Annotated in this window: 9 protein-coding genes, 1 tRNA gene and 2 rRNA genes (1 of these 12 running past the window's edge); 9 read left to right on the top strand and 3 right to left on the bottom strand. The window is 58.5% G+C overall.

Annotated features, from left to right (window positions below):
- From NE851_RS28795 to NE851_RS28780, 4 genes are all read left to right on the top strand, one after another.
- A 23S ribosomal RNA gene (locus NE851_RS28795) occupies window positions 1–1,464 on the top strand; it begins 1,351 nt to the left of the window's first position.
- A gap of 211 nt (window positions 1,465–1,675) precedes the next feature.
- A 5S ribosomal RNA gene (gene rrf, locus NE851_RS28790) occupies window positions 1,676–1,790 on the top strand.
- A 107-nt stretch (window positions 1,791–1,897) separates the two neighbouring features.
- Window positions 1,898–1,974: transfer RNA gene (locus tag NE851_RS28785), tRNA-Met, on the top strand.
- 313 nt (window positions 1,975–2,287) lie between these two features.
- Window positions 2,288–3,310 carry a DUF808 domain-containing protein gene (locus NE851_RS28780; RefSeq protein WP_127431337.1) on the top strand — a complete coding sequence of 341 codons (1,023 nt, stop codon included), beginning with the start codon at window positions 2,288–2,290 and terminating at the stop codon, window positions 3,308–3,310.
- A 187-nt stretch (window positions 3,311–3,497) separates the two neighbouring features.
- Here NE851_RS28780 and NE851_RS28775 read toward each other — a convergent pair whose 3' ends face one another.
- Complete coding sequence (locus NE851_RS28775; RefSeq protein WP_127431338.1) at window positions 3,498–4,496, bottom strand: ABC transporter permease; 999 nt, start codon at window positions 4,494–4,496, stop codon at window positions 3,498–3,500.
- Window positions 4,497–4,536: 40 nt separating this feature from the next.
- Complete coding sequence (locus tag NE851_RS28770) at window positions 4,537–5,277, bottom strand: ATP-binding cassette domain-containing protein (protein ID WP_025570478.1); 741 nt, start codon at window positions 5,275–5,277, stop codon at window positions 4,537–4,539.
- Between the two features lie 243 nt (window positions 5,278–5,520).
- Between NE851_RS28770 and NE851_RS28765 the strand changes: the two genes are divergently transcribed.
- From NE851_RS28765 to NE851_RS28745, 5 genes are all read left to right on the top strand, one after another.
- Window positions 5,521–6,501, top strand: coding sequence for an NAD-dependent epimerase/dehydratase family protein (locus NE851_RS28765; RefSeq protein ID WP_063474354.1), 981 nt, complete (start codon window positions 5,521–5,523; stop codon window positions 6,499–6,501).
- Window positions 6,502–6,549: 48 nt separating this feature from the next.
- Window positions 6,550–7,536, top strand: a complete 987-nt coding sequence (locus NE851_RS28760) for a substrate-binding domain-containing protein (RefSeq protein ID WP_063474355.1) — start codon at window positions 6,550–6,552, stop codon at window positions 7,534–7,536.
- 196 nt (window positions 7,537–7,732) lie between these two features.
- Window positions 7,733–8,512: a FadR/GntR family transcriptional regulator gene (locus NE851_RS28755; RefSeq protein WP_025570473.1), complete on the top strand. Its 780-nt coding sequence runs from the start codon at window positions 7,733–7,735 to the stop codon at window positions 8,510–8,512.
- A gap of 133 nt (window positions 8,513–8,645) precedes the next feature.
- Entirely contained in the window at window positions 8,646–9,239 is a 594-nt protein-coding gene (locus tag NE851_RS28750; RefSeq protein WP_127431339.1) for an ankyrin repeat domain-containing protein, read from the top strand.
- Between the two features lie 13 nt (window positions 9,240–9,252).
- Window positions 9,253–9,759 (top strand): YHS domain-containing (seleno)protein, encoded by a 507-nt coding sequence (locus NE851_RS28745; RefSeq protein ID WP_088930330.1) that lies wholly within the window; start codon window positions 9,253–9,255, stop codon window positions 9,757–9,759.
- A gap of 17 nt (window positions 9,760–9,776) precedes the next feature.
- Here NE851_RS28745 and NE851_RS28740 read toward each other — a convergent pair whose 3' ends face one another.
- Window positions 9,777–11,948, bottom strand: a complete 2,172-nt coding sequence (locus tag NE851_RS28740) for an adenylate/guanylate cyclase domain-containing protein (protein ID WP_047618548.1) — start codon at window positions 11,946–11,948, stop codon at window positions 9,777–9,779.
- Between the last annotated feature and the right edge of the window lie 126 nt (window positions 11,949–12,074).

Here is a 12,074-nt window from a genome sequence, read left to right as displayed (position 1 = left end):
GCCGAAAGACCAAGGGTTCCTGCTTAAAGTTAATCTGAGCAGGGTTAGCCGGCCCCTAAGGCGAGGCAGAAATGCGTAGTCGATGGGAACCACGTTAATATTCGTGGGCCTGGTGGTAGTGACGGATTGCACAAGTTGTTCTGGTTTATTGGATTATCAGGGCAGCGGAGCGGTTCCAGGAAATAGTTCCACCGTATAGACCGTACCCGAAACCGACACAGGTGGTCAGGTAGAGTATACCAAGGCGCTTGAGAGAACTATGTTGAAGGAACTCGGCAAATTGCACGCGTAACTTCGGAAGAAGCGTGACCCCATTTTACGCAAGTATGATGGGGTGGCACAGACCAGGGGGTAGCGACTGTTTATCAAAAACACAGGGCTCTGCGAAGTCGCAAGACGACGTATAGGGTCTGACGCCTGCCCGGTGCTGGAAGGTTAAGAGGAGAGGTGCAAGCTTTGAATCGAAGCCCCAGTAAACGGCGGCCGTAACTATAACGGTCCTAAGGTAGCGAAATTCCTTGTCGGGTAAGTTCCGACCTGCACGAATGGCGTAACGACTTCCCCGCTGTCTCCAACATAGACTCAGTGAAATTGAATTCCCCGTGAAGATGCGGGGTTCCTGCGGTCAGACGGAAAGACCCCGTGCACCTTTACTATAGCTTTACACTGGCATTCGTGTCGGCATGTGTAGGATAGGTGGTAGGCTTTGAAGCGGGGACGCCAGTTTCCGTGGAGCCATCCTTGAAATACCACCCTTATCGTCATGGATGTCTAACCGCGGCCCGTCATCCGGGTCCGGGACAGTGTATGGTGGGTAGTTTGACTGGGGCGGTCGCCTCCGAAAGAGTAACGGAGGCGCGCGATGGTGGGCTCAGACCGGTCGGAAATCGGTCGTCGAGTGCAATGGCATAAGCCCGCCTGACTGCGAGACTGACAAGTCGAGCAGAGACGAAAGTCGGTCATAGTGATCCGGTGGTCCCGCGTGGAAGGGCCATCGCTCAACGGATAAAAGGTACGCCGGGGATAACAGGCTGATGACCCCCAAGAGTCCATATCGACGGGGTTGTTTGGCACCTCGATGTCGGCTCATCGCATCCTGGGGCTGGAGCAGGTCCCAAGGGTTTGGCTGTTCGCCAATTAAAGCGGTACGTGAGCTGGGTTCAGAACGTCGTGAGACAGTTCGGTCCCTATCTGCCGTGGGTGTAGGAATATTGACAGGATCTGTCCCTAGTACGAGAGGACCGGGATGGACATATCTCTGGTGGACCTGTTGTCCTGCCAAGGGCATAGCAGGGTAGCTATATATGGACGGGATAACCGCTGAAGGCATCTAAGCGGGAAACCCACCTGAAAACGAGTATTCCCTATCAGAGCCGTGGAAGACGACCACGTTGATAGGCCGGGTGTGGAAGTGCGGCAACGCATGAAGCTTACCGGTACTAATAGCTCGATTGGCTTGATCGTTCTCATTGACTATGCTCATCCCCCGGCGAAGGCTTTGCCTTCGTCCGGATCGATGAAGTGAGTAGTGAATAGGCAGTAGTGAGCAGTGAAAACTCTCGCGGCTGCCCTCATAAGCCTCAAAAGACGTGTTCAAAACAAACCACGACCGACTAGTCACTAACTAGTCACTCAGTGTACCAGCTTCTCAAATCAATAAGTTGCGCTTTGCCGACCTGGTGGTTATGGCGGGGTGGCTGCACCCGTTCCCATTCCGAACACGGCCGTGAAACGCCCCTGCGCCCATGGTACTTCGTCTTAAGACGCGGGAGAGTAGGTCGCTGCCAGGTCTGCAAAGCGCAACTTATATCAATCAATCTTCTCAATCACGCCAAACGGCCCATAGCCGAGACAAAAGGGCCGCCCATAAAGCGGCCTTTTGTGTTAAATTATATCTCGCGGGGTGGAGCAGCCCGGTAGCTCGTCAGGCTCATAACCTGAAGGCCGCAGGTTCAAATCCTGCCCCCGCAACCAAATCCCACATAGACCGCCATACACACTGATACAAAAAGCCCGCCTCGTGCGGGCTTTTGGCGTATCTGCAAGTCCTCCTTCGTCGAACCGGTGCGTCATCGAACTGCCGGAACAGACACCGGGACCGGCAGGCACGTCCTCCGCGGGATCAGGGTGGGCCGAGCCCGATGCGGGCCGAATAACGGCCGTTGCCGTCACGATTTGTGCGTGGCATCTTCCCAGCGTGGAAGATGCCACGTCTCGCTTCGAGTCGTTGGATGACGGGTTTTCCATTTTTCGCTGTGTTAAGTCTGTCTTCTCAACGGAGGCTCGAATGAGTATCGGCCTGATTGCCCTTTTTGATGATATCGCTGCACTGGCCAAGGTGGCTGCGGCCTCGCTTGACGATATTGCCGGCCAGGCAGCCAAGGCCGGCACGAAAGCGGCAGGTGTCGTCATCGATGATGCGGCTGTGACACCCCGTTACGTCACCGGATTTTCCGCAGCACGCGAATTGCCGATCATCGGCAAGATCGCCCTCGGCTCGCTGAAGAACAAGCTTTTGATCCTGCTTCCCGCGGCGCTTATCCTGAGCCTTGTCGCACCGCAGGCGATCACACCGCTGCTCATGATCGGCGGGCTTTTTCTCTGCTATGAGGGCGTGGAAAAGGTTTACGCACTCGTGCTACCGCATGCAGCGCACACCCATGAATCGGCACTCGAGGCGACGAGCCTCGATGCACAATCGCTCGAAGACGAGAAGGTTGCGGGTGCGATCAAGACGGATTTCATCCTGTCGGCCGAAATCATGGCGATTACGCTCGGTGCGTTGCCGTCAGGCAGCATAGTCACGCAGGCCTTCATTCTTGCGGTCGTCGGACTGGGTATAACGGTCATGGTCTATGGTGGCGTGGCGTTGATCGTGAAGGCCGATGATCTGGGGCTGATGCTGGCGCGTGTACAGACGCCGTCTCCGATGGGTTCCTTCTTGCGCGCGATCGGAAAAGGGCTTGTCACCGGCATGCCCTATTTTCTGAAAGTGCTCGGCATTATCGGAACGGCCGCCATGATCTGGGTCGGCGGCGGCATCATCGTTCACGGCCTCGAAACCTATGGTGTCGGCGGCCTCGCGCATCTCATCCATGATGCCGGGGAGGCGACCGCGCATGCCATTCCCGTTCTGGCGTCGGTGCTGCGCTGGGTCGTCGAGGCTACAGGAGCTGGCATCGTCGGTATTGTCGCGGGCTTGATCACAATTCCCGTCGCTGGCTACGCTATCTCGCCACTGTGGCGGTACCTCAAATCGCTCCTGCCGCGCCGCCGGCGGAATGAGGCACTGGCGGATGGGAAAAAATGAACGCGGCGGCCACCGACAGGCAGCGATGATCGACAATGCACGGCATCACTCGAGCAATTCCAGACAAAGCGCGAGGCGCTTTTGCTGGGAATTGTGTAAAAACAAAAAGTTAGGGCGGTTGTGCGTTTCCGTGAAAAGCTGAAGCGCTCTAAGGCGTCATATCCAGCGGGGCGGAGACCGAATTTGCCTACTCGCCCTGTCGTAAGTTGCGAAGTCGGTCGAAAAGGACGGCGAGCACGATTGCTCCGCCGATGAAGCTTCCCTGCCAGAAGGCGTTGATGCCGAGCAAGCCGAGACTGTTGCGGATGATCTCGATGAGGGCGGCGCCGACCAAGGCTCCGAAGGCGGTGCCGACACCGCCGGCGAGATTGGCGCCGCCGATAACCGCGGCCGCGATGACTTGAAGTTCCATTCCGGCGCCGATGTTTGTGGTGACGGCGCCGAGCCAGCCGGTTTGAATGATGCCGGCAACGCCTGCCGACAGGGCGGAAATCATATAGACGATAATCTTGATCCTCGGCACTGGAACGCCCGTCAGTGTCGCCGCGTGCTCATTGCCGCCGATGGCAAAGACATAGCGGCCGAACTTGGTCCAGCGCAGCACGAAACCGGTGATGAGGGCCAGCACGACCATGTAAAGCACCGGATTGGCGATGCCGAAAAGCCAAGCGCCGCCACCCAGCGCCAGCAGCTTGTCGTGATCAGGCCCGAACTGGAAAACGACGGTGTTGTTGGATGCGACCATTGCAAGGCTGCGTGCAATAGACAACATGCCGAGCGTGACGACGAAAGGTGGGAAGCCGAGATAGGCAATCAATACGCCGTTGAAAGCTCCGACCACAAGAGCAGTACCGATCGAGGCGGCGATGCCGACTTCAATGCTGTATCCCGCGTGCATGACGACCGCCAGCACCATGCTGCACAGGCAAAGCACGGAGCCGACGGACAAATCGATGCCGCCGGTGATGATGACCAGCGTCATACCAAGCGCGATAATTGCAACGAAAGTGACGTTGCGGGTGATGTTGTAGATGTTCTTCGCGGTCGCAAAGGAGTCCGTCGCCATCGACAGAAAAATGCAGGCGAGAATGACTGCAATGAGCACCCAGAAGGTCTGGCCGCTGAAGACCGATGCCAGCCAACTCCGTTGCTTCTGTCCGATCGTCTGGTCAAGTGTAATCGCCATCGTCGACCTTCTTTTTTCCTATTGCAGCGGATAGCATCGATCACACCTGTTCGATGGCGCCGGTGATCAATCCCGTCACTTCCTCCGGCGAACTTGCGGCAATCTGCTTGTCGGCCACTTTTCTGCCCCGCCGCATCACGATCACGCGGTCGGCGACCGAAAAGACGTCGGGCATGCGGTGGCTGATCAGGACAACGACTATGCCCCGGTCACGCAATTGGCGGATCAGGTTCAAAACCTCAGCCACTTGGCGCACGGAAATGGCTGCCGTCGGCTCGTCCATCAACACGATTTTCGCTTCCGACAACATCGTTCGGGCGATCGCCACCGCCTGTCGCTGGCCACCCGACATTTGTTTGACGAGATCGCGCGCCCGCGTCTCGGATTTGAGCTCGCGAAATATCTCGCCGGAGCGTTTGTACATGCTCTTGTAGTCGAGGATGCGAAAAGGCCCCACGCCGCGGCGCAATTCTCGTCCGAGGAATACGTTTGCTGCCGCCGTCAGATTGTTGCAGAGCGCCAGATCCTGGTGAACGATCTCGATGCCATGCTGGCGTGCTTCCTTCGGCCGATGAAGCACCAGATCGGCGCCGTCGAGGCGCATGGTTCCGTGGCTCGGGCGAAAGTTGCCGGCGATCATCTTCACCAATGTCGACTTGCCGGCGCCGTTGTCGCCCATCAGGCCGACAACCTGCCCCGCTTCAAGCGAAAACGAAATATCGTTGACAGCCTGGATGGCGCCGAAATGTTTGGAAATATTGGTGAGCTCAAGAACCGCCACCAGCCTTCTGGCCTCCCAAGACTTGCAGGCTATCCGTCGCGTGTCTTCGGCGCGAGGCTCCAGCGACTTCGCTTTTCCAATGTCCTCCCAGAAAAGCGATCAGGAACATTTACGCAAAACCTTGCCGCAGCGTCAACTATTGTCCGGTGTATTGGCCTTATTATCGCAAAAATCTGTTTTGTCAGACAAATATCGTTTGACGAGAGCGGCGCGTGAATATTAGCTATCGGTGGGAGAGAGAGCATGCTGATCCTTGTGACCGGTGCGACGGGCAAGGTCGGGCGGCGCTTCATTGCTGGGCTGCTTGACGATCCGAGATTTTCCAAGGCCCGTATTCGCGCGCTTTGCCATAATCGGCTGTGCGATGAGACCGACCGTGTCGAAGTCATCCGCGGCTCGATCGCCGATCGCGACATCGTGGCAGCGGCGCTCGACGACGTTACCCATGTCGTGCATCTCGCCACCTGCAAGGAAACGCCTGAAGACATCATGGATGTCACGGTCAAAGGTCTGTTTTGGCTGCTCGAAGAGTTCCGCACGAGCGTCACTGCACGCCAGTTCATCCTGATCGGGGGTGACGCGGGCGTGGGACATTTCCACTATCGCCACAATGGCCCGATCACCGAGAATACTCCCCATCGTGCTTATCCGGGAAGCTATGCGCTTTCCAAGGTTCTGGAAGAGGTGATGCTGGAGCAGTTCGGCATTCAGTACGGCCTCAATGGCTGTTGTCTGCGGGCGCCCTGGATCATGGAAAAGGACGATTTCAAATATTCGCTGTCTTTTGGCGACGATGTCTTTGGTGGCCCGGACTGGAAGACGCTGGTTCCGGAAGACGCGGCACGGCGCTACGCTGCTCTGGGGACGGTGCCACTGCTCCTTGATGCTGACGGACGACCGCTGAAACGCAATTTCGTGCATGTCGATGACCTCGTATCGGCCATATTGGCAGCGATCGACAACCCGCGGGCGGAGCGGCAACTCTTCAATATCTGCATGGATCGCCCTGTCGACTATGCGGACGTCGCCGCCTACCTCCAGCGCACGCGCAATCTTGGCTCTGTCGAGATACCAAGCCGCTTCCATTCCAATTGGATGGACAACAGCAAGGCGAAATACCTGCTGGACTGGCGGCCGGACTACGATCTCGAAATGCTTATCGACTCGGCATGGCAATACGAGCGTTCGAAGGAGGAGCCTCGCATCGTCTGGTATCCGGGTTGATTTCGTATGGCGGGCATGTCGTGCCCGTCTGTTTCAAGGGAGGAAACTATGAGGAAGGCATTACTACTGACAGCCGCAGTTCTAGCACTGACCGCCGGGCAGGCCCTGGCGAAGAAGCAACTGGTCATCGTCGTCAAGGGCCTCGACAATCCGTTCTTCGAAGCAATCAACCAGGGTTGCCAGAAATGGAACAAGGAGAACCCGACTGCGGAATACGAATGCTTCTACACCGGTCCGGCATCGACATCCGATGAGGCCGGCGAAGCGCAGATCGTTCAGGATATGTTGGGCAAGGCAGACACGGCTGCAATCGCAATTTCGCCGTCCAATGCAAAGCTCATCGCCCAGACCCTGAAAACCGCCAATCCAACGGTTCCGGTGATGACGCTCGATGCCGATCTTGCCGCCGAGGATGCAGCGTTGCGCAAGACCTATCTCGGCACGGACAACTATCTGATGGGCGCACGCATCGGCGAGTACATCAAGAAGGCTAAGCCGAAGGGCGGCAAGATCTGCACGATCGAAGGCAATCCGGGAGCAGACAATATTCTACGCCGGGCGCAAGGTATGCGCGACACGCTCACTGGCGAGAAGGGCTTGACCGCGCTGAAGGGCGAGGGCGGGTGGACGGAGGTCGCCGGCTGCCCGGTGTTCACCAATGACAATGGTGCCCAGGGTGTTCAGGCAATGACCGATATCCTCGCGGCCAATCCCGACCTGGACGCATTCGGCATTATGGGTGGCTGGCCATTGTTCGGCGCGCCGCAGCCCTATCGCGACCTGTTCAAACCGATGGCCGACAAGATCGCCAGCAACGATTTCGTCATTGGTGCGGCTGACACGATCGGCGACGAGGTTGCCATTGCGAGGGAAGGCCTGGTGACGGCGCTCGTCGGCCAGCGGCCGTTCGAGATGGGCTACAAGGCGCCTTCGGTGATGATGGATCTGATTGCCGGCAAGCCGGTCGAAGATCCGGTCTTCACCGGGCTCGACGAGTGCACCAAGGATACAGTCGATACCTGCATTCAAAAGTAGGTCCGCGGTTTGGCGGCACTCGGTTCAAGGGTGCCGCCGACTGCCCCACGAGAGACGGATCGAAAGGCCCGCAGGGCTTGACGCGCCCCGGATTCCGCGCTTTTTGGCGGCGTCAATCGCAGGCGACTTCCTCGTTATTACGATTGTTTTGAGAGTACATGCAGACAATCGAAAGATGCTGAGGCAGTAGAAATAAATGCCTGACAAGAAATCGGGAAAGCCGGCGGCTCCGGTCGAAGTGGTGACGGTTGACCGTTCGGCCACAAGGCGCCCAAATGCTCCCCGCATGACGGGGGCGAGCGTTCATGTGTCTTTGGCGGGAGAGATTGGGCTGCGAATCGTACGCGGCGACTATCCGCCGGGCACGATCCTGCCAAATGAGGCAAAATGGTCTGAAGTCTTTGAAGTCAGCCGATCGGCGGTGCGCGAAGCGATCAAGATGTTGATGGCCAAGGGCCTGCTTTCTTCTCGCCCGAAAATCGGCAGCTGGGTCGAACCCAAGGAGCGTTGGAACCTACTGGATCGAGATGTCTTGGGCTGGTATGCCGCGTCTCCCGATCGTGAAGCCTTTCTGAGGGCTGTGCAGGAACTCAGGCATATGATCGAGCCGGAAGCGACGGCACTGGCTGCGGAGCGGCGAACCGAGGAGCAAATGAATGCGATCAGTCAGGCCCTGCATGACATGGATCAGGCGACATCGCTTCAGCAGCGAACGGAATCCGATGCGCGATTTCATATCGCGATCCTACGCGCCTCCGGAAATGATCTGCTGGTGCCGCTCGGCGTACTGATCGAATCGGCGTTGAACCACCTCTTCGCCCACGTCACGCGAGAGGAAGACAATTTGCGCTATGCACTGAAGCTTCATGAAAATATTGAAAAAAACATCCGATTGCAGCGACCGAACATGGCGCGCAACGCCGTTCGCAAGGCGCTGGCAAATACCGACCAGATCATAGCACGTTGGTCGCGATAGAGGTGTGCATCCTGCCCGGCTGACGCCTTGCCGGCAACCTGATGCAGAGCCGTTCAAGCTCCTACGGTGCTTGGTGCCTACCCAAAACCTGCGGCTTGTGCTATTTTCTCAGGCTACCTTCGGGGGCTGAACCATGCGCGGGTTGCTTGCATCGGTGGGGTTGATTTTCACAGCGACAATGGCCGCTGCGGGGAGCCCCTTGTTCGATGCAGTCGCAACCGGAAACACCGCCGCCGTCGAACAGGTTTTGGCTGCGGGTACGGATGTCAACAGCCGGGCACGCGATCTGGCGACGCCTCTCATCAACGCCGCGCTCGGAGACCAGCTCGCCATCGCCGAATTGCTCATCGGCAAAGGTGCTGACGTCATGGCTCGGAATTCGGGCGGCTTTACGCCGCTTCATGCCGCGGCCTTTTCCGGCAGCTTGCCGATCAGCAAGCTGCTGCTTCACCACGGGGCGACGCTCGACGATGCGGCCAACAAAGCGGGTGTAACGCCGCTGATGGTCGCCGGTGAGGAAAACCACGTCGCTCTCGCCGCGTTTCTTCTCGCTGAGGGGGCTGACGTCGGTCATGCAGAGGTTCACGGCTACACGCCGATCACGCGTGCGGTCTGGAAGGGCAACATGGACATCGTGCGATTGTTCAAACGGCACGGCGCGTCGTGCCCACCGGCCAGCCGCCTCGGCGAAGAAGGTTACGCCAAGTGCATTGAAATCCACGATTGAATAGGAGGCGCAGATGTGTGCAGGGACCAGAAGCGGTGCGCGAGGAATTGGTCGCTCTGTGGCGGTGTTCCTTCTGGCTTTGGCAGCCGCCGGTGGATCGCAGGCTTTTGCCGACGACTCGGTCAATACGGGGTACTTCGGCGGCGTGGCAATCATGGGATACGATCCTGTCGCCTATTTCACCGAAGGCAAAGCCGTGAAAGGCTCCGAGGAATTCTCCCACGAATGGCTGGGGACGCCTTGGCTTTTCGCCAATGCCAAACACCGCGAAATGTTCATCAGCGAGCCGATCAAATATGCGCCTCAGTATGGCGGTTACTGCGCGGGCGAGGTGGCTCTCGGGTCGGTCACGGTAAATGTCGATCCAGAGGCGTTCAAGATCATCGACGGCAAGCTTTACCTGATCTACGACAAGGGATCGGCGGAGGGGTTTGCCGCGCATGTGGCTGAAGCAGTCCCGAAAGCCGACAGCAACTGGCCGAAGGTCGCAGCCGATCTCGAACGGGATCAGTATCACTGACCGCGGGTGGAGTGCGGCTATTTGACGGGCGAAAAATAGAAGACCTTGGTGGAGTTCACGTAAGCATAGCTAGTTTCAGCAGGCGAGTTTGCAGATCTGTAGACCGGGCCGCAATCGGCTCGTCCGAATGCATTTTCGCTCTGCTCGCAGAGCATGTCGCCCTGGACGAAAACCGTCTCGGTGATCATCTGCGTCGCCGAGCGGAATGCAGCCTTTCCATCGCGTTCGATTTGCATGAGTGCAGGGCTTCCTGAGGGCTCGGTCTTGCCCCGCAGGAGTTTGCCCATGACGGCGCTTGTGATTTCGTCGTCGTGCAGCCGGTCCTGCTCGTCGCCCTTGAAAGCGAACGGCCATTCCGGCAGACCGGCCTCGCGCAGAGCATCGAGGATAAAGGCCAAATCCTGCTCGTTGCGGAAGTGGGCGTTGCTGATACGCCAGCCCGCCAGGGAATCGCGCCCTGCCACAAAGCGAAGTCCTTCGGTGACTGTCGCACGGGCGTCATCGAGGCGACCGGCACGGGCATAGGCCATCGCGAGCGGGGTAACGAAATCGCCATTTCCCGGAGAACCGTCTCGCGCGCGTTGGAAATTGTCGATGGCCTTTGCGTAGTCGCGCTGCAAATAAAAGACCAGGCCGGCCGTGTATCGGTTGATGGCGGAGAGGTTCGGATCGTGCCTGAGCGCCGTCTCGACGGCCGCGCCGGCTTCGGCATGATTGCCGGAGAACAATTGAACATATGCCAACGCCATATGCGCCTCGGCATCGGTAGACCCGAGCGACACTGCCTGCTGCGCCGAGGTGACAGCCTGCTCATAGCGGCGGTCCACGACCTGCATGACGGCAAGAACGGCGTAGGGCGATGACAGAACCGGGTCGAGAGCCAGCGCGCGACTTGCTTTCTCGTAGACCCTTTTTCGGGCCAGCGCGCTCTGGAGAACATCGTCGTAGGCGCTTCGCCAGACATAAGCTGTCGCGCGCGCATCGGCCGCGAAGGCCTCTGCAAAACCGGGGTCGAGCGCTTCTGCTTTGTCAAAGAGGGCCAGTGCCTCCAGCAGCCGGGAACGGCGGCCGGTCCGCGTCGCCTGCTCGGCACGAAGGTAGTAGTCGTATGCTTCCAGATTGGCGGTCGGCGGACGGGTAATCCGCTCCGCCTCGGATCGAGTGAGCTTCAGGCCAAGCGCGCCGGCGATCTGCCGACTGAGCTCGTTTTGCACAGCCATCACATCCGCCGCGCCGCGGTTAAACCGGTTGGCCCACAGGTGATCGCCGCTTGCGGTATCGATCAGTTGCGCATTGACACGGATTTGGTCGCCTATCCGCTGCACGCTGCCCTCGACGACAAAGCGCACGCCGAGATCGCGTTCGATGTCGGCCAAGACCAAGGGCTTGCCTTTGTAGGCAAACACCGAATTATGACCGATGACGTCAAGGTCCGAAAGCATGGCCAGATCTGCAATCAGGCTGTCGGTCATGCCATCGGTGAAATAATCCTGGCCGGGATCTTTGCTCAGATTCGCGAAAGGAAGCACCGCGACGGATGGACGTTGCGGCACGAACGGCCATTGCCATACGAAGACAATTGCAGCGGTCGCGATCAGCAGCGCTGCTAGCGTCGCCAGGATAATCGCACGGCGGCGCGGCCGAGGGGAGGCGACAACCTTGCCTGCCTCAGCGGGATCTAACAGGACACGATAGACGCGAACCGGATCGGCTATGTTTTTCAGTTGCTGCTCACCGAGGGCGGAGAAGCCGACATCAGCCTTGTGTACCGTGTGATCGAATGCGGTGCCGGATATGCAAATTCCGCCGGGCTGGGCAAGACTCTCCAGCCGTGCGGCTATGTTGACGCCGTCTCCGTGAATGTCCTCTCCTTCGACGATGACATCGCCGAGATTGACGCCGATGCGGAAAAGCATCCGCTGCTCGGGACGCAGGGCTGCATTGCGTTCTGCCTTTTGTTGCTGGATCTTGACGGCGCAGCGCAAGGCATCCACCACGCTTTGGAACTCAACCAGGATTCCGTCGCCCATGGTCTTGATCAGGCGGCCGTGATGCGTGGCGATCTTCGGTTCGAAGAGTTCGTGGAGATCGGAGTGGAAGCGGATACGCGTTCCCTCTTCGTCGATTTCGCTCAGACGGCTGTAACCGACCACATCTGCAATCAGGACTGCTGCAAGACGGCGCTCCATACCAGCTCTTCCTGGGTGTCAGATCCCCGACCGATATCTTACAGCAGGTGCCGAGCCGTTGCCATGACAGTCGCCCAAAGTGGCATCACGCTCGCCGGCGACATGCCTCGCGAAATCAACTGCGTG

This window comes from Rhizobium anhuiense bv. trifolii (genome assembly GCF_024346605.1).
Lineage (GTDB): Bacteria > Pseudomonadota > Alphaproteobacteria > Rhizobiales > Rhizobiaceae > Rhizobium > Rhizobium anhuiense.
The sequence above is the reverse complement of the archived record's forward strand: the minus strand, read 5'-3'. Positions and strand labels throughout refer to the sequence as shown.